Source organism: Roseovarius indicus, assembly GCF_008728195.1.
GTDB lineage: Bacteria > Pseudomonadota > Alphaproteobacteria > Rhodobacterales > Rhodobacteraceae > Roseovarius > Roseovarius indicus.
In genome coordinates, this window is record NZ_CP031598.1 from 3,774,919 (window position 1) to 3,790,467 (window position 15,549).

Below are 15,549 nucleotides of genomic sequence, written 5' to 3' on the forward strand. Positions count from 1 at the left end.
CAGGATCAGCTTTCGGAACAGCGGATGACCCGAACGCCGCCATCTTCGACACGCACGCAATCCACGAAGACCGACGTGTAGTAGTAGGGCAGGTTCTGCTGGCTGGTGTCGTTCCAGATTTGCCCTTCGACATCCTGCCAGAAGCCGCAAACGATATTCCGCTTCGACCAGACCGGACAAAGACGGTAGCCGTTGCTGTCCGTCGGCAAGCGGTTGGTGGCGATCCACGTAAAGCCCATCAACTCGGTCGGTTTTCCGCTCCTCAACTGCTCGACAGCGAAGGCGTTAAGCGACTGGTTGGTGGCGGCGGCAATGCCGATCAAGTCGTCAACCTGCTTGGGGGTGATGGCGGCATAGAAAGGATCATCGTCCTCCATACCGAACTCGGCCTGGTTTAGGTCGAGCTTGACCTTGCGCAGCTTGTCGAGCGACAGGCCATTTCCGCCCGAACCGTAGTTGTAAGCGATGAAGTTGCCGGTCGGCAGCGGCGTGGTGGACGTGCCGCGCTTGCCTTCGGTCGCCACCCCCATGATGCCGGAATTGGCAATTTTGAAGCCGGTGTTAGTTTCCTCGATCCCCAGAATGGTGTCGAAGACGCCGCGCTCGACGGTGATCACGCTGTCGCGAACCAGGTGGCTCGTCGGGTCCATCGCCATGTCGAACTTGTCGGCCTTGTCGATGATGTCGCCGTCATGGATCACTTCGGGCCGTACCAGCCACCTGCGCGAGCGATCCGCGCGGTTGCGCGGATTGGACCGGTCGTAGGTCGAACCGCGAATGTACTTCTTCTTGCCCAGGAGATCGGCAACGGAATGCGCCTCGCCGGTCAGCCCATTCATGATGGTGACGGCCGGGCGCAGTCGGTTTTTCCGCTGCTGGGCCACCGATTGCACGTTGTCGCTGTAAGTCAGCTTGTGGTGGTCTTCCACCTTTTGGGAATAGGACATTATTGCCCCTCCGTTTCCAAAAAATCAGCATGTGGTGAGATTTCGGAGGGGTCGCCCGGCCTGATACCGGACCCACACCTAGCCTTGTCGGGGCCTTTGGCGCCGGGACTTACCCGGATCAGACGGACCCAGAAACCGGGGTCGCCCGTCGACAGCGATTTGATCCCCAGTTTCGTGCGAAAGTCAAGCCTTGACACGAATTATGCCCCACGATGCGGGTTCGTGGGGCATATCTGCAAATTTATTTCGGTGAAGTTAACTGGTGGCAATCTTCGTGAGCTGCAGTTTGCGCTGATGAAGGCGGTCAAACTCCGCATCGGAGCCGTTTTCCTGTTTGCGCTTCATAGCCTGCATGTACTCACTGTCGGCCTTCTTCATGGCCTCAATCTCCGACCTTGCATCAGCCGGTGTCATGGCAAGGGTGCTGCCCTTGGCATTCAAGCCACCAGCGTGATCCTCGCCCAGCATTTCGCCGATCTTTGCGAAGAACCGGATGGTATTGGCATCGCCCGTCTTTGCCGAAAGGACCGACCGCAGGTTTTCCATCTGCGTGGCGTCCATGCCGATCTGCTCGGCCATGACGCTCGACGCCTGTTGCGCCAGTGAAATCCTGCTGTTCAGCTGGTCGCCCCAGTCCTTCTTGAGGTCATCCATCATCGCCGCCGTCGCACTCTGCAGCTCGCTCTCGGCCCCGCTCAGCATACCGGCCACCTTGCCGGCATAAAGCTGTGTCATGCGTTGCAGGGCCTTTGTGGGGATACCTTCCTCGTGGGCGATCTTCCGGGCCTCAGCCTCGAAATCCGTATCCCATTCCGCCTCTTTCGGCCAGTCTTCTGGGGGCTTGATGTCGTACTTCTCCGGCGCTTCGGGAATGCCGAACAGTTCGCCGTTCTGGCGCAACCACTCGCCCACGTCCTGCCCCTCGCCGGGCTTTTCCATGAGCTGATTGACCCCCTTGCCAAGTTTCGCCTTGGCGTTCTTCTCCATGCCCGCCAGCGACTTCACGGCATCGAGGGGATCGTCGACGGTCAGACCAAGCGCTTTCAGCTGCGACTGGGTGTCGGTGTCGAACCGTTTGTCTTCCCACCACTTTGCGTCGCTTTTCGGCGGGTCAGCCGGCGGGTCAGCCGGCGGATCAGCCGGCGGATCAGCCGGCGGGTCAGCGGGCGGATCGGCTGGCGGATCAGCCGGCGGGTCAGCGGGCGTACCACCCGGCGGGTCGGCGGGCGCCCGCACGAGCGTCTTCCAAAACAGTTCAATCGTCATAGTCATCCTCCATTAGCTGATTGAGGTCTTCGTGGGTCAGGCCCCCAAGGGCCAGTATTTGCAGGGCCAGCTCGCGCCGGCCCTCGTCGCGGCCGCACTGGTACAGGTCGCGTGTCGGTGCGTGCGGCTGGCCATTGACAAGCTGCACCGGCGGGGCAGCGAAGACGCCCCCCAGGTTGGCGATGTCGACGGCAAATTTCGGGTTGCGGGCCATGATGGCGGTCATGCGCAGGCCCATGCTGTGGGCCGAGGCCCGCGCACCGGGATTACCCCGGAATGCGCCGAACAGGCCCTGCAGGACGCCAATGCGGTGAAAAATCATGGGACTTCTCCTGTTGCTTCGGAACGTGCGATGGCATTGGCAATCGATGTGGCACGGTTCCGGCAGTCGCGCTGGCCGTGGATCAGTGCGATGACGACATGTTCATCCTCGGCTGCCAGCTTTCCGTTGAGATATCCGATCAGCGCGCGTTCCAGCCCCTCCTGGTCATGCAGCGCGTCGGCGATATCCTCGGAACGGTCGAAAATGATCTGATCCAGCATCATGCGCCCTCCCCGTCGAGCAAGGACCACGGCAGCACGAGGCCCCGTGTTACCACACCGCTCAGCGAACGCGCGGTGGTGTCCGGCGTCACGCCAGGAAGCGCCAGCAGCGCCGCCTTGTGCGCTCTCGCACCCCAATCGGTGCCCTCGAAAAGCGCCAGGGCGAAATTGGCGACGAACAAACCATCGGGCAGAACGCGCATACCGTCATCCGCCAGAACGCGCCCGGCAAGCTCGCTGCCCTCGCGCGCTTTGCCGATCATGTCGCCCACCTGGTCGAGAAGATGGGCGAGGCAGGCGCGCCCTTGTGCGGGATCTACCGCGGGCGACGTCGGCCCGTCCGTCAGCACGGGCAACGGCGAGCGATCCCAAAGCCGGATCGCCGCCCGGCGGCCGCGCGTCAGCCGCGCCTCGCGCACGGATTGCAGCCACAGCTCGGCCTCGCGGAACGTCATGCCGAGAAAATCACCGTCTCCGGCAACGTCGGACGAGCGAGCGCCCGGAAGCTCGTAGCGGCCATGCCGGCGGATCGCCGGCAGAACTTCGGCGGTGATCCACTTGCGGAACCGCTTGGCTTGCTCTTTGCGGCTGGTCAGGACGAGGGCGTAGAGGCCGCTTTCGTTGATGAGGTTGGTTGGGCGGTGATTACCCTCGATAGTATCTAGGGTAACTTCGTCCTCATCGAGCCGTTTTACCACGTCAGTTGCGTTCTGAATTTCCAAAACGCGGCAGACATCGGCTGCTACGAACCACGGGTCTTCACCGCGCATCACGACACGCACGGCCTGTTCTTCAAAGTCGAATGGGATAATCTCGGCGCTCATGACTGGCACCTCCTCAGGATCGAGTGAACCCGACCACTGGGGTGCAAATCCCGGGTGGCCGGACGAACAGGGTTTGCACTACCGCCCTGAGGAGCGGCCCACCTTGCGGTGGCCCCATCCGCCCGACCATAGAAAAAGCCGCGCATGGGTGGCGCGGCTTTCGGGCGCCTCAGGGTTGACGGGGTGCAAATCCCGGCAAACCGATTTCCGATCTGCACGGAAAGGTTGCCAGATGCGGTAGCGAGTGTCAACTTCAATGAGATTAATCTGCCTCGGAGACCTTTATGAGACAATTTTCTATCCCGTTCGCCGCGCTCGGCTTTGCGCTCACAATCAGCAGCTGTGGTCCCAGTGTGGTAAGCCTCCCTGTTGTCGGAAAACTTAGCAACGGAGAAACTGCCCAGGGCAGCGTCCTGCTGGACCTTTCGACGAAGCGCGGCGAGTTCGACATGGTGACGTTGAGCGGCCTCAGCTGCGAAGGCACCTACAACACCAGCCTTGCTGTCTCCACAATCACAATTCCAGTAGCGTGCAACAACGGCAGCAAGGGACGAGTGATCGCCACGCGCGATGCTTCTGGTGTCGCAGGCACCGCCATCGGAAGGCTCAGCAATGGAATGACCGGTCGGTTCTTGTTCGGAAACGTCAGTGCGCAGATGCAGGCTGACTTTCTCAACGAATGAGTGGAGTTTAGGATGCGTTCGTTGATCTTTATCGCCTTGCTTTTTGACGCCACAGCCGCTCGCAGCGCCGAGATCATCCCTTCTGGTATTGGCAATGTCGAAGAAGCAATGTTTACAGATTACCTTTTTTATCAAGGAATTTGCGATGAACACCTTCCAGGGCTCACAGCGGAAACCGGTTGTGCCTTGAGAGATCTCATGGGTTTTTATCTGAACTGGGCTGGATGGTGCACCGTTCCTCACGTTTTTTATGATGTTGGCTGGTTTCCGTGCGCGGATCGCTCTTTCAGATTTTCCCGCCCCGGGGTTCAGGAGTAGCATCATCAACCACCCCCTTCCTGCCCGCCGCCCTGCCCGGCCGTTACGGCTTGCGCGATGTCGCGCGCGCCAGCGCCACCTGTCTTGGCCAGCTCGGCCATCTGCTGGGCCTGCTGGGCTTGCAGCTCTGCTTCATACGACTGCTGAGCCTGCTCGCGGCTGACCAGCAACCGCTGCGGCAGCGTCGGGCTGGCCTCGTGCAGGATTTCGGCATAGTCGTGGGCGCTGATCCGGTGCCGCAGCTCGGGCTTGATTTCCATCATGGGCGCCAAGTCAGCCATGTATCGCCGCACCGCCGTAGCCTCGCTCGCGCGCAGGGCCAGCGCCGCCGCGCTCTGATAGCGGATTTGCAGTTTGGCATCCGACGGTGTGCCTTCGGGCACTGGGTCGATCTGGCCGGCCTTGAACAGCATCATGTAGCGCCGCTCGAACTTCCGGGCCGCGTATTCCTCCATCACCCTGTCGGCATGCGGCGCCCAGTTGCGCAGGCGCGCTTCCTCGATCACGGCGTTTTCTTCGTCGCTGATCCCGGTGCGGCCGGTCAGGCTCATGACGGAGTAGTAGAACGCCTCTTTCACTTCCTCGACCTTGGCGCGCTTTTCCTCCTGGGTGAGGCCGATGTTGCGCACGAAATCGAGCGTGCCCACCTGTTGCTGACCGTTGCGCATGGCGCCATAGATCGCCCCACCCGGCCGCCATGTCCCTTCGAGCGGTGCGACGTTCCGGTCAGGCAGAAGGCGGGCCGGGTCGGCCGCCCATTGCGCGGCTCGGATCGTGGCGTCTTCCATGTTGTGATTGGTCCGCGCGCTGGCCAGTGCCACGTATCCCACGCCCGTGCCATAGGTCATGCCGGTATCCACGTCCCAGCGGGGGTAGTAGAAGGGCATTTGGTCGTAGCCGCTTTCGCGCAGAAGGGTGTTTTTTTCCTCGCAGACATGCCGCGACAACCACCGCTTGCCGCGCGGCCCCAGCCCGCCCGCTGCGAAATTGTCGTTTCTCAGGACGTGCTGGTAATAGACTTGCTTGTCGGTCCCACCCTTTTCCAGTTGCTTCTGGATCGCCTCGGGCAGGGCATCCTTGCCGAAGAAGCCGGCAGCCTGCCGTGCGGTCAGCCGCATGCGCCGCACGGCCTCGACCACCCGCCCGAAATAGTCGATGTCGACCACCACATCGGCCAGGCTGACGGTCACGTCGATGAACCGCCTGGTATCGCGCTCAAGCTCGTCGTAGCCGGCCGCATTCCCGAAACAGGCGAGGTCGCCATAGGCCTGGTACGTGGCCGGGTAAAAGCTGGACATTGAAGGGCTGAAACTGTTGTGAACCTTGCGTGTCTGGCGGTCGAGCCAGTCCGCGAAGGGCGGCCACTTGTTCAGATCCTCGTCGGGCGTCGTCAGGCCGCCCCAGCGGGTGGCCGGGTTGGTAATCCCGGCATAGATGCCTGCCGCGAAATTGCCCTGCGCGATGATGGGCGCACTTGACAACGGCTTGACCAGCTCGCGGCTGGCCGGGTCGGACAGACCGAACCCGCCCCGCTGTGGCCGGAACAGTTTCGCGATGGTTTCCCAGTCTCGCTCGGACGAGCTGCGTTCGGATTTCAGCTCGCCCCACCGGTCGACGGCGGCTTTCGCGCGCTCATCTTGCTCCATGATGGGCTGATGTTTCATGCCGGTGCTCCCAGTTGACGGGTGGACGGGATGCCGCGCGCGCTGGTCAGCACCGCATTGGCGGCCCCACCGCGCCGGCGGCGCAGAAGGGCCTCGGCATCGGCCGCCGCGCTTTCCTCCTGGCTTGACTGGTTGGCGAGAATGGGCGTGCTGGGCACTTTCGGTTTTTTGAAGATACACATGGTCTTACGATCCTTGTCGGTTGGGGTTGATCCACGCGAATTGAGTGAAGACGGTGCGGCCGTCATTCCCGAAACCGGGCATGTCGGCTTCGCGGACAAAACCGCAGTGGCGCAGGAAGGCGGGCGCCGTGGGGTGATCTTTCCAGCATCGGGCCTCGATGCGACGCACGCCCCATTGATCGCAGAAGCCCGGCATTTCAGCTCTGATGCGGGTGCCGGCCCTGGCCAGCGCGCGACGGAAGGTGAGATGATTTCGCGAAAGAAAGGCTGCCTGTGCCACGCCAGCCTGCCCGGTATGGGAGACCGCCAACACGGCGAAGGGCTTGCCCCCCCGGCTTTCGTCCTTGACCACGAGCGATAGAAGCGCGTGCGCCTGTATTCCGCGCCAATCGCAGAAAATGTCAAGGTGATCCGCCGCACGGCCGCGCACAAGCTGGGCCTCAATGTGGTCATTCACATCGAGGTGGCTCAAGACGGCCATGCCGGCGAGATTGTCGAAGGGGGCAAGCTCGATCATGCGTGGTCAGCCCTCCGCCGCGGCGACGGCGCGCCGGGCCTTGTTCGCCCAGATTTTCAGGGCCATCTGCCGGGTGCTTTGCGGCCGGGTTTTCAGGCCACCGATGGTTGCCACCCAGCGGCCGCTGCCCTTCGGGCTCTCGTTGAGGGTCATGCCGTGATCATCCTTCAGCTGCTGAATGAACCACTGCGGGATTTCGTGATTGAACTCGGCGATCTGCGCGGCGATGCTCGCGAAGCGCTTCAGTTGCGGCCCGGAAAACGTCTTCTTCCCGGCCGGCTTGGCCTTGGTCTTGGTCATAGTAATCCTCCATAGGGGTCAGTGACATCGTGTCGGAACGACAGGCCGCTGTTTCTGTCCGACAAGGGCGGCCCGCCATTGTGGCCCATCTGGCCACGTCTCTTGTCGTCCATCCGGTCCATGTACGGGCTCAAGCCATCCGCGCGGTGCTGACCCAAAAGCAGGTACTGCAGCGCGTCCATGACGTTGGCCTCGGTGTATTCCTTTTCGGGAACCTTGCGCTTGTCACCGTGGCGATCGGTTTCATCTTTCCAGACGTACCGAGCCTCAAAGCCCCGGATCAGGAATTTGCAGCTGGGGTCGACCAACAGGCCGGGCTGCCCCGCCTCGATGGGGGCTTCCAACGCCGCGCGCACGGCTTCGAGCCTCGGCTGAATGCGGTTTGTGCCAATGGTCTGCGGGCGGATGATGAACCCCGCCGCGCGACCGACCAACAGGTTCCAAGTGTCGTTTTCTTCCGCGGCGGTGCTTGAACCATGCTCGCCGGCCATGTCGCCCCAGCCGGCCTCGATGCCAAGCCCGGGCCAGCGGTCCTCGATCATGGCGGCCAAGCGCTGGCCGAACACATGCGCCATCAGGCGTTCTTTCGGGAAGTGCAGCTCGCCCAGGATACGCCAGCGCATCCAATCGGCCAGTTGAGCCACGACAGCCGCACCCTTGAAGCCTTGGTCGAGCCCGACCAGAAGCGGAAGGCGAGGATCTGGTTGAATGGTTGCCTCGGCGACATGCAGGCGCCGGCTGAACTCGCGCAAAAAGACGGGTTCCCCGACCCGCATGTTCGTGACCTTGTTGTAGACAAGGCGCTGCACCATATCGCCCCGGCCGCTGGCCTTCATCGTGGCGATCTGGCGGGGATAATAGCCTGGGGAAAGGTTCTGCAGGTTTTCGCATCCTGCCTCACCGAAACCCGGCTGGTTGGTGAAGTCGATGATGATCGGTCGGACCTGGCCGGGCTCCCGTCCCTCGCGTTTGGCGGCCGCCATTTCGTCCTGTTCCATCGCCTTGGTCAGCTCGCCGGTCAGCTCCTTGCGCTTTTCCTCGTTGTGGAAAATGTCATGCGTCCAGTTGTCTTCCTCGGGCGCGTTCATGTCGCCCACGACCTGGCCGTAGCTGCGCAGCTGCGGCGGCAGGCCCGCGAAGTGCTGCCGGCCGGGCCAGCGGTCGATCCGGCCGATACCGACGGTCAGAACGTCGACGGGCATGGTATCGCCTTCGTTCATCACGATGTCGGTCGTTTGAACGCCCCGCATCGAGGCGATGATGTTGTCGCCGAAGGCCATGAACTCGGCGATGAATTCGATCTTTCCGTAATCGTCCTCGAACTCGATTACGTGGGTGACAGGATCGCCGCGGCCGCCAGACCACGTGCCAAGCTCTTTGGGGAAGACTTCGAGATAGCTTGGAATGCTGGTGGACCACAGCTGCCGGTAGGTTTCGCGGATGAACAGCACCTTGTAGCGCCGCACCCCGTCGAGCACCGAGCGGGGCATCATCACGGCCCGGCGAAGGCGCGATTTCATCAGCGTCGTGGTTTTCCCGCTGCCCACCGGGCCTTGGATGAAATGCACGTCGGCATCGGAGGCGTAGAACTCCATCGCCAACGGCCCCGGGAATGTAGGTTCCTGCAGGTCATCGAGGGGGTTGCCAGTGGCAAACTCGCCGTCTAAGCTCGCCAGTGCCTCTTTCGCGCTCAGACTTCCCCAGTCCGCGCCGCCACCCGATGCTGCCCCCGACCCCGTGTCGGGCATCGTCAAGACGCTCCCCCGACCCCATTGCCGCATGTCAGGTGTTACGCGCATTTCCGAACCTCCGGTTGCCCTAAATTCATCAATGGGGTCGGAGCCAGGGGCAGTAGGAACCGGGCGGGCATCCCCCCCCGGGGGGTCGCGCGCGAATTGCGCGCCGGCGCGGGCGACCGCGATGGCGCGAGGGCGCGACTGTCCGACTGATTTTCAATCAGTAGGCACGACGGTATTTTTGCCAGTGTTTTCAATCGCTTGCCTCATCCGTCCGATTTTCAGCGTCCGAATTACCGTTTTCGGTTTCGCTAAGCTGTTGTTTTCGCTCATTTTCTGCCGCCACGTCCGCAGGCATCATCCAGTTTGGATTTCGGGCGGGTTGCGGCGTCACATTGCGGGCGCTGGCGGCCGGATCGGCGGGCGCTGACTGGGCGCCGGGCATGACGACAAAGACCGGCGGCCGGCTATCCTCGTTGCCGGCCGCCTTGGCGGCGACATAGGGCAAGATCGCCTCGGCCGCGCGCAGGATCGTGGCATATTGCCCCTCGAACACGCTCAGCCGCTGTGTGGGTGTCGCCTTGTCCGGTGATCCCTTCACCTTGGCGGCGCCATCGTAAGCCCATGCCAGGATGCGCTCGGTGCGCTCCATCGCCAGCGTGATGGCGTCATCCCGGCTGCGCAGCCCCGCGACCTCGGCCACCACGTCCTCGGGCATGCGGCAACCCTTCGAGGCCAGCCACTCGCGCAGCTGCGAGCTGCCCTTGTTCTTCGCACCCTTCGGCCGGCCGATCTGCTGGGGCGCGTCGACCTGCTCGGCCTCGCCCGGAACGCCCTCGGGCCGCTCGTCGGGCAGGAAGGTCAGCTGATGGCCCATATCGCGCTGCCGCTCGATCCGCTCAGCCGCTTCGCGGGCTTCCTTCTGCCATTGGTGGTCAGCTTTCGGCATAAAAACCCCCTTTTTTATTGTTTTTCAGAGGGTTAGGCCAAGCCACAACGGCGCCACAACGGATTTCAGGGCCTGTTGTGGCTTGCGTTGTGGGCAAAAGGGCAATGATTTCAGATAGATAGTATATATCCACAACGGCACAACGGATATAGATAGATAGATAATCGTGCGCGCGCGCGGGCGTGCGCGCACATGTAGGGGGGCGCATTTCCGCGTTGTGGCGTTGTGGAATTTGATAAGTGTTTGTTTTCGTGGGTTTTTCGCCCACAACAGAGGCCACAACAGGGGGTGTTCGTTTTGTTGTGGCGTTGTGACCCGCACCCGTCGCTGCGCGGCCCTGAACCGCGTTAATCATGGCATAAGACCGGGTGCGGGGAAAGCGCGAAGAAAGACGGATTTCCAGTGGGTTACAGGGTGCGGGCGTCATTTGAAATCTTCCAGATCGTCGGAGGGTGGCGGGGCGCCGTCTTCGCGCGCGTGATCCATCGGCAGGGACAACAGGCCCGGAATGGATTTCAACGGCATATAGACGCCGCGCGATGTGATGCCGGCCAACGTGTTGGCGCTGTCTGACGGCATCGCTTCGGGCACACGCTTTGCCGACTGCTGCCAAACGCCATCGGCCCAGTCCGAGCCGTGGAATAGCTCCCTGAGGCCCTGCACCGGCTTATTCATGATGAACAGGCGGGCGCCGTGCTGCTTGTCGTCGTAGACGCGCAAACCGACGCTGGCGAGCATCTGGTTTGCAATCTTCTGGCGCTCGCGCTTTTCGTAATTGCCCTTATCGTCGCCCGAATACAGCTGCTGCTTCAATCCATCCGGCGCGGCCGGCAAACCTGCCGCGGCCATAACCCATTGCGCAATCGTGTAGCGCTGACCCTTCCGCCACGGGTCGAACACCTGCGACATCAGGCGCAGCAACATGGCCTCGGCGTCGTTGGTCGTGTCGCTGCGGTCGGCGTTCACTTGGAATGCGACCTTCTTTGCCCAGTTGGCGCGGGCATCCTCGGGCGCCACGTCGTCGGCCTCGGCCATGTCGGCCATTGCCATGACAGTTGCCCAGTTGTCCGCATCGCGGCCGGTGACGCCGGCGGCCTCCAAGCTGTGGCGCCACTGGGCCAGCCGCTCGGGCCAGCCGGGCCACCTTCGGATAAGCAAGGCTTTAAGACGGGCGCCACGGGCGCGCCATGTGCGGGGGTCGAGCCCCAGACCCTTGGCGCCCTTCTGCAACGGGTTCATTTCCAAGCGAATGAGGCGCTGCACGTCCTGCGATTTCATGACGCCGGGAATGAGTATCGAGGAAAACAGGAACGCGCTATACACCTTCCCGCCGACGCCGCTTTGATCCGCGCTACCCCTGAACCATTGGCCACCACTGGCGGCGACACGGGCCAACATGATGATGTCGCGTTCCTTGGTGCTGCGCTCGTCGCCGGGTTCGAGCTCGTCAACGGCAACGGGGCGGCTGGAATGTCCGAGCTGGCTTGTGATCCCGCTTTTCGTGGCGTCCGTCGATTGTACAAGGCCGTCGTCGCCGTGCAGGTAGCGCAAGAGCTTCTGAAACTCCGACTTGCCCGACGCGGCCGGCGCCAGCAACCAGAACACCGGGCGCCAGTCGAGAGCGCCGCCCAGCATCTGCACGCCCAGCAAACCAAGCGCCGCCTGCGTATGCAGCGCCGGCTGGGTCCAGTTCCAGCTTTCCAAGGCTTCCCGAATGGGCGGGGCAGGATCGGCGAAACTGTCGCCCATAGCAGGGTGCGGGATGGGCGAGGCGGCCGGATAGATGCGGCCGTCGATCCGCCCAGGCGCGCGCAACTCGCCCTGGTGCAGCACCTTGTCGCCCATGTGGTACACTAAGGCCCCGTCGTCGTCGGCCCATGCACCAACGCCGCGAACGCTGTTGTCGGGGTTGAATACGCCGCATTCGCTCGCGGCCTCCCATAGCACCATCGACGCAAAGGCATGGTCGATCTTCTTCGGATCGCGGTCCCAAACGGCCGGGTCGCCCTTCTCGGCCGTGTTGATCCAGATCGGAAAATTCCAGCGAAGCTTGTTGATCTGGTGGCCAAAGATGCTCTGCAGAAACTGCACCTTGATTTCCTTCGAGCGTCGCATCTGCCCATTCACATCGAGGAAATAGGCAAAGTCGCCATTCACGCCCAAGGGGGTAACTGGGCAATCGTCGAAGATTTCCCGGCGCCGGCGGCCCTGCCCTCCGCCATCGTCGCCATTCTCGGCGCCGGGCGCCTCTGGCGCATTGGCGAGCTGGTCGGCCAGCTCCGCTTCCGTCGGCCTGTTCAGGTCTGTCATTTTTGCCTCGCCTGTCCCTCAATCCCGGCTCTTGCGTCCGGCGTCATGCCGCGTTTGCGACAATCCGATTGGCCTCGATGGCCAGGTGTTCCAGGTAAGATTTGCGAAGGTCGCTGTTGGCTGTCCCGAAATAGGATCGGTTCATTCGCAACCTGGTCATGGCACCAGCCTTGCGGGCGATGTTCTGGGCTTCCCACCGATCGGCGTAGTCAACTGGGTCGCAGAGCAAGCTGCAGATCGTACCCAGATGGTCATAGGTGAGGTAGCTGTCGGCGCCGAAGAACAGCACCCAGTCGCCCGAGGCGGGGCTGGCTTCGACGCGGAAGTTCATGACAACCGCCCCTCATTTTTCAACGCCACCGCCTCAGCCAGGTCGGCTGCGTCGGACATGTCGCGGGCGATCTTGCGCGCAACGTGGGGGAGCAAGCAGGCGGCGGCGTATGGCTCTCCATCGTCGTCGTAGAACCAGACATGCACCGACTGACAGGGGCAATCCTGCGTGCAGTTCATTACCTGCAAGGTCGAGGCGTGGGGCAGATCATCAGTCATCGGAAAATCCGCTCCCCCTCCATTCGGCGCAACGCGTCGAGCATGGTTTCGCCGGGGCGCAGATCATACCCACAACCGATGGTGCCGCCCTTCCATGAGCCCGTGCGCTCGCCCACCTCGCCGTCAAACTCGACGTCGATGCTTTCCTTGATCCAGAAAGGCCAGCCAAGAGACTTGAACGCTCGCCATGTGAGGACGTGGCGGCGCTTTGAAACCGTGGCAACCCGCTCTTGCACCGTTCCGTTTTTCAACGTGTAGGTGTACGGGTGATGCTCTTTGTAGGGCTCGGCCTCGCGATTGAAGACATCGACCCAAGCGCCCTCATCGTCTGGGCCAATTTGCTTTTCGTGCTTGGGTAGCTGCATTTCATAGGCCAGCGTGTGCCAGTCCCACGGCCAATCGAACGACTTGCGCCGCAACCCCCAATGGAACGTCAGGCCAAACTCCTTGGACGCATAGGCAGACCATTGTGGACCGTCCATTGCCGGCCAGGGATGGTCGATAACGCCAAGCGGAAGAACAACGGTCAGGCGCCAGAACTTCAGGAACAGCATCCTGTCGCCCCTGTCCTCGTCGTTCGAGTGGACATGGACCCCGCCGCCAAAATCCCAGCCGTGCTTCGAGGTGCTGATTTCGACGCTTTGGCCGTTTTTCAGCCAGCCGCGCCAAAGACCGGGTTCCGATGATGTGTGCTTGAAGATCATGCGTCTTCATCCTCCTTGCCGACTTCGTCCTCGTCCTTTTTCACCAGCGCCAGTTTCAGCGCGTCGTTCAGATCCTTTCCGCCGAACGAGTTTTGCCAAAGGCGCACGTCCCGGCCCTTGGCGCGGTGGGCGGCAATGGCGCGATGCAGCGCCTTGCGGGCGTCCTCGTTTTCATCGAGGTCGGCGACCAGCGTGATGCGCGCGACATTCTCAGGCAGCTGCAGCTGGGCCAGGTTCCCCAGACTGACGGCCGCCAGCACGCGCGCCTCGGGGTTCAACAGCACCATCGACAGCGCGTCCTCGATCCCCTCGGTGACGAATACGTGGGTATTCTTCGGGCACTGGGGCAGGCTGGCGGGCTTACCGCCGCGCGGGCCGATCCCGCGCCAAAGGTTCACGGCCGCGCCACCATACTGGCCCAGCACCTTCTTGGGCTGGCGCACGCCGGCCTTTGCCCACTGCCCCGCCGCGTCAAGGCCCAGATAGGTGCGATGCAGCGCAACCTGCTGGCCCTTAGCGTTGCTGATGATCGCCGCCATCGCGGGCAGCTTCGCCTCGATCACTTCCCCGGTTTCCGGGTCTTCGTCGTAGTAGCTGCACTCGGGCAGATAGCGCAGGGCGCCGGGTTGACGGCCCAAGCGGGTCAAGTCGATGCCGCGGCCTTTCAGGTAGTAGTCGACGGGCGTGCCCCGCAGATGCTCTTGCCCACTGAGCCAGATGGCCAGCGCGGCCTTCGATTTCCGGGCCTGTTTCTCGCGCTCGTCGCTCTCGCGTTGCCGGCGCTGCACGTCCAGCCGGCGCTGGCGTTCCTTTCGCTGCGCCTCGGTTTCCGGGTTTTGGGTAGACAGGCCCAGAAATCGGCGAGCCTCGGCCAACGCCTCGCGACGGGTGCAGCCAAGGCTAAGCTCGATCAGGTCGATGAGGTCGCCACCCTCACGAATAGCGTAATCGTTCCATCGGCCACGCTTGGCGCCGGCCAGGTGAACGCAGAAGCTGCCGACGGTGCGATCCGCGCGGCCGGGGTTCAAGGTGAAGTAACGCCCCTGCGCCTTGTACCAGCCGCCGCGCGGGGGCGCGTAATGCTCCGCCACGTCCTCAACCCGGTCGTTGAGCATGTGCTTGATTTCTTCCAGGCTGTAGGTTTGGCGGGGCATGTCGTCAGCTGTCCGCTGCAATTTTCTCTTGGTGGATGGTGCTGCGGCGTTCGAGCGACAGCCCCATGCGCCACTTGTGAAAGGTGATGAGTTGCTGGCGGGCGTCATGTGTAACGCGCAGATGGGGGCCACTGCCCGGCGTCGTTTTCAGTATCCTGTCGGCCGCCTTTCGCAGCGCCAGCGCATGGGGGTGGATGATGTTGCGCGGTTCGGTCACACATTTTTCCATCGTGTCGCGCAGAACCGTTTCCCAGCCTTCCTCGGGCGCAATGCTCAACAGGTGGATGCTCAGCGCGTGCGCCAGCGCGTGATCGGTCGGCGTCATAAGCGCATCCCAGCTTACTTCGATGTCAGCCATGCACGTCTTTCCTGTCCTGGCCCGGGGGCACCGGGACGTTTGACTTTTCGATGAAATCTTCGAGGCGCTGGCCCAGCTTTTTCAGCTGTTCGGCGTCGTGGTGGTGCAGCTCGTACTGGGTGACGAACCCAAGAACGGCGCGGCGCAGCGGGTCGTTGCCATCTTCGAGGTTGCGCTCGGCCACCATGCGCAGCTCGTCAACGTCGGTCTGCGGCAGGTCATTGACCTTCGCTTGCAGCGCGACCTGGAAGGCCGCGAGCTTGACGCTGACAACCGGGTCATAGGACACGGGCCACCTCCGAAACCTCGGGGGATGCGGGCCGCCGATGAAACTCGGGAAACTCCGACGGCCCGCCCCACTGCCACCCCGGGATGCTGCCTGCTGAGGACGGGGTGACATGCTCGATATTTGAATGGCGCGGGACGGGGCAGGTGAGCCGCCCCGCGCCAAACTTCCGTACGCGCACAGGTTGCGCACAGGCAAGCGCGCGCCCATTGGGGACAACGCGCGCGGAAACAGGGCGAGCCGGCTCCGGCAGGGAGGT

At 62.7% G+C, this 15,549-nt stretch carries 21 protein-coding genes; 2 read left to right on the forward strand and 19 right to left on the reverse strand.

What is annotated here, in order from left to right:
* Positions 1-5: 5 nt before the first annotated feature.
* From RIdsm_RS18085 to RIdsm_RS18110, 5 genes are all read right to left on the reverse strand, one after another.
* Positions 6-947: a phage capsid protein gene (locus RIdsm_RS18085; protein WP_057819901.1), complete on the reverse strand. Its 942-nt coding sequence runs from the start codon at positions 945-947 to the stop codon at positions 6-8.
* Positions 948-1,202: 255 nt separating this feature from the next.
* Entirely contained in the window at positions 1,203-2,213 is a 1,011-nt protein-coding gene (locus RIdsm_RS18090) for a hypothetical protein (RefSeq protein ID WP_057819899.1), read from the reverse strand.
* A complete protein-coding gene (locus RIdsm_RS18100) occupies positions 2,203-2,535 on the reverse strand; it encodes a hypothetical protein (protein WP_057819897.1) in 333 nt (110 codons plus the stop codon). The genes RIdsm_RS18090 and RIdsm_RS18100 overlap by 11 nt, the downstream gene beginning before the upstream one ends.
* Entirely contained in the window at positions 2,532-2,756 is a 225-nt protein-coding gene (locus RIdsm_RS18105; protein ID WP_143100566.1) for a hypothetical protein, read from the reverse strand. Before RIdsm_RS18105 ends, RIdsm_RS18100 begins: the two co-directional genes overlap by 4 nt.
* Positions 2,756-3,580: a BRO-N domain-containing protein gene (locus RIdsm_RS18110; protein ID WP_057819892.1), complete on the reverse strand. Its 825-nt coding sequence runs from the start codon at positions 3,578-3,580 to the stop codon at positions 2,756-2,758. The genes RIdsm_RS18105 and RIdsm_RS18110 overlap by 1 nt, the downstream gene beginning before the upstream one ends.
* Before the next feature lie 284 nt (positions 3,581-3,864).
* Here RIdsm_RS18110 and RIdsm_RS18115 point away from each other — a divergent pair, with 284 nt between their 5' ends.
* Together RIdsm_RS18115 and RIdsm_RS18120 are read left to right on the forward strand one after the other, a co-directional pair.
* A complete protein-coding gene (locus RIdsm_RS18115) occupies positions 3,865-4,263 on the forward strand; it encodes a hypothetical protein (RefSeq protein WP_057819890.1) in 399 nt (132 codons plus the stop codon).
* Between the two features lie 12 nt (positions 4,264-4,275).
* A complete protein-coding gene (locus tag RIdsm_RS18120) occupies positions 4,276-4,581 on the forward strand; it encodes a hypothetical protein (RefSeq protein ID WP_143100565.1) in 306 nt (101 codons plus the stop codon).
* A 5-nt stretch (positions 4,582-4,586) separates the two neighbouring features.
* On the opposite strand, the gene RIdsm_RS18125 is transcribed toward RIdsm_RS18120, so the two are convergent.
* The 14 genes from RIdsm_RS18125 to RIdsm_RS18190 all read right to left on the reverse strand — a co-directional run bounded on the left by RIdsm_RS18125 (position 4,587) and on the right by RIdsm_RS18190 (position 15,293).
* Positions 4,587-6,245, reverse strand: coding sequence for a portal protein (locus RIdsm_RS18125; protein WP_057819888.1), 1,659 nt, complete (start codon positions 6,243-6,245; stop codon positions 4,587-4,589).
* Positions 6,242-6,427, reverse strand: coding sequence for a hypothetical protein (locus RIdsm_RS18130; RefSeq protein ID WP_057819886.1), 186 nt, complete (start codon positions 6,425-6,427; stop codon positions 6,242-6,244). The genes RIdsm_RS18125 and RIdsm_RS18130 overlap by 4 nt, the downstream gene beginning before the upstream one ends.
* Positions 6,428-6,431: 4 nt before the next feature.
* Positions 6,432-6,944, reverse strand: coding sequence for a hypothetical protein (locus tag RIdsm_RS18135; protein WP_057819884.1), 513 nt, complete (start codon positions 6,942-6,944; stop codon positions 6,432-6,434).
* Positions 6,945-6,950: 6 nt separating this feature from the next.
* A complete protein-coding gene (locus RIdsm_RS18140; RefSeq protein ID WP_057819882.1) occupies positions 6,951-7,244 on the reverse strand; it encodes a hypothetical protein in 294 nt (97 codons plus the stop codon).
* The gene (locus tag RIdsm_RS18145; RefSeq protein ID WP_143100564.1) at positions 7,241-8,992 is read right to left on the reverse strand and encodes a hypothetical protein; all 1,752 of its coding nucleotides are present in this window, start codon (positions 8,990-8,992) and stop codon (positions 7,241-7,243) included. Before RIdsm_RS18145 ends, RIdsm_RS18140 begins: the two co-directional genes overlap by 4 nt.
* Positions 8,993-9,233: 241 nt before the next feature.
* Positions 9,234-9,929 (reverse strand): hypothetical protein, encoded by a 696-nt coding sequence (locus tag RIdsm_RS18150; RefSeq protein WP_057819878.1) that lies wholly within the window; start codon positions 9,927-9,929, stop codon positions 9,234-9,236.
* Positions 9,916-10,356 carry a hypothetical protein gene (locus RIdsm_RS18155; protein WP_143100563.1) on the reverse strand — a complete coding sequence of 147 codons (441 nt, stop codon included), beginning with the start codon at positions 10,354-10,356 and terminating at the stop codon, positions 9,916-9,918. Before RIdsm_RS18155 ends, RIdsm_RS18150 begins: the two co-directional genes overlap by 14 nt.
* On the reverse strand, positions 10,353-12,239 hold the full coding sequence (locus RIdsm_RS18160) for a hypothetical protein (protein WP_057819877.1): 1,887 nt from the start codon (positions 12,237-12,239) through the stop codon (positions 10,353-10,355). The genes RIdsm_RS18155 and RIdsm_RS18160 overlap by 4 nt, the downstream gene beginning before the upstream one ends.
* A gap of 43 nt (positions 12,240-12,282) precedes the next feature.
* On the reverse strand, positions 12,283-12,570 hold the full coding sequence (locus RIdsm_RS18165; protein WP_057819875.1) for a hypothetical protein: 288 nt from the start codon (positions 12,568-12,570) through the stop codon (positions 12,283-12,285).
* The gene (locus RIdsm_RS18170) at positions 12,567-12,788 is read right to left on the reverse strand and encodes a hypothetical protein (protein ID WP_057819872.1); all 222 of its coding nucleotides are present in this window, start codon (positions 12,786-12,788) and stop codon (positions 12,567-12,569) included. The genes RIdsm_RS18165 and RIdsm_RS18170 overlap by 4 nt, the downstream gene beginning before the upstream one ends.
* A complete protein-coding gene (locus tag RIdsm_RS18175) occupies positions 12,785-13,492 on the reverse strand; it encodes a hypothetical protein (protein WP_057819870.1) in 708 nt (235 codons plus the stop codon). The genes RIdsm_RS18170 and RIdsm_RS18175 overlap by 4 nt, the downstream gene beginning before the upstream one ends.
* Positions 13,489-14,646 (reverse strand): DUF7146 domain-containing protein, encoded by a 1,158-nt coding sequence (locus RIdsm_RS18180; protein WP_057819868.1) that lies wholly within the window; start codon positions 14,644-14,646, stop codon positions 13,489-13,491. Before RIdsm_RS18180 ends, RIdsm_RS18175 begins: the two co-directional genes overlap by 4 nt.
* Positions 14,647-14,650: 4 nt before the next feature.
* Positions 14,651-15,004 carry a hypothetical protein gene (locus RIdsm_RS18185; RefSeq protein ID WP_057819866.1) on the reverse strand — a complete coding sequence of 118 codons (354 nt, stop codon included), beginning with the start codon at positions 15,002-15,004 and terminating at the stop codon, positions 14,651-14,653.
* Entirely contained in the window at positions 14,997-15,293 is a 297-nt protein-coding gene (locus tag RIdsm_RS18190; RefSeq protein WP_057819864.1) for a hypothetical protein, read from the reverse strand. The genes RIdsm_RS18185 and RIdsm_RS18190 overlap by 8 nt, the downstream gene beginning before the upstream one ends.
* Between the last annotated feature and the right edge of the window lie 256 nt (positions 15,294-15,549).

Bases quoted from the DNA above. Each gene is read 5' to 3' on its own strand.
- RIdsm_RS18180 (WP_057819868.1), bottom strand. From the start codon at position 14,646: ATGCCCCGCCAAACCTACAGCCTGGAAGAAATCAAGCACATGCTCAAC.
- RIdsm_RS18140 (WP_057819882.1), bottom strand. From the start codon at position 7,244: ATGACCAAGACCAAGGCCAAGCCGGCCGGGAAGAAGACGTTTTCCGGG.
- RIdsm_RS18175 (WP_057819870.1), bottom strand. From the start codon at position 13,492: ATGATCTTCAAGCACACATCATCGGAACCCGGTCTTTGGCGCGGCTGG.
- RIdsm_RS18090 (WP_057819899.1), bottom strand. From the start codon at position 2,213: ATGACGATTGAACTGTTTTGGAAGACGCTCGTGCGGGCGCCCGCCGAC.
- RIdsm_RS18185 (WP_057819866.1), bottom strand. From the start codon at position 15,004: ATGGCTGACATCGAAGTAAGCTGGGATGCGCTTATGACGCCGACCGAT.
- RIdsm_RS18115 (WP_057819890.1), top strand. From the start codon at position 3,865: ATGAGACAATTTTCTATCCCGTTCGCCGCGCTCGGCTTTGCGCTCACA.
- RIdsm_RS18170 (WP_057819872.1), bottom strand. From the start codon at position 12,788: ATGACTGATGATCTGCCCCACGCCTCGACCTTGCAGGTAATGAACTGC.
- RIdsm_RS18105 (WP_143100566.1), bottom strand. From the start codon at position 2,756: ATGCTGGATCAGATCATTTTCGACCGTTCCGAGGATATCGCCGACGCG.
- RIdsm_RS18155 (WP_143100563.1), bottom strand. From the start codon at position 10,356: ATGACGCCCGCACCCTGTAACCCACTGGAAATCCGTCTTTCTTCGCGC.
- RIdsm_RS18135 (WP_057819884.1), bottom strand. From the start codon at position 6,944: ATGATCGAGCTTGCCCCCTTCGACAATCTCGCCGGCATGGCCGTCTTG.
- RIdsm_RS18150 (WP_057819878.1), bottom strand. From the start codon at position 9,929: ATGCCGAAAGCTGACCACCAATGGCAGAAGGAAGCCCGCGAAGCGGCT.
- RIdsm_RS18145 (WP_143100564.1), bottom strand. From the start codon at position 8,992: ATGCCCGACACGGGGTCGGGGGCAGCATCGGGTGGCGGCGCGGACTGG.
- RIdsm_RS18110 (WP_057819892.1), bottom strand. From the start codon at position 3,580: ATGAGCGCCGAGATTATCCCATTCGACTTTGAAGAACAGGCCGTGCGT.
- RIdsm_RS18130 (WP_057819886.1), bottom strand. From the start codon at position 6,427: ATGTGTATCTTCAAAAAACCGAAAGTGCCCAGCACGCCCATTCTCGCC.
- RIdsm_RS18125 (WP_057819888.1), bottom strand. From the start codon at position 6,245: ATGAAACATCAGCCCATCATGGAGCAAGATGAGCGCGCGAAAGCCGCC.
- RIdsm_RS18100 (WP_057819897.1), bottom strand. From the start codon at position 2,535: ATGATTTTTCACCGCATTGGCGTCCTGCAGGGCCTGTTCGGCGCATTC.
- RIdsm_RS18085 (WP_057819901.1), bottom strand. From the start codon at position 947: ATGTCCTATTCCCAAAAGGTGGAAGACCACCACAAGCTGACTTACAGC.
- RIdsm_RS18165 (WP_057819875.1), bottom strand. From the start codon at position 12,570: ATGAACTTCCGCGTCGAAGCCAGCCCCGCCTCGGGCGACTGGGTGCTG.
- RIdsm_RS18160 (WP_057819877.1), bottom strand. From the start codon at position 12,239: ATGACAGACCTGAACAGGCCGACGGAAGCGGAGCTGGCCGACCAGCTC.
- RIdsm_RS18120 (WP_143100565.1), top strand. From the start codon at position 4,276: ATGCGTTCGTTGATCTTTATCGCCTTGCTTTTTGACGCCACAGCCGCT.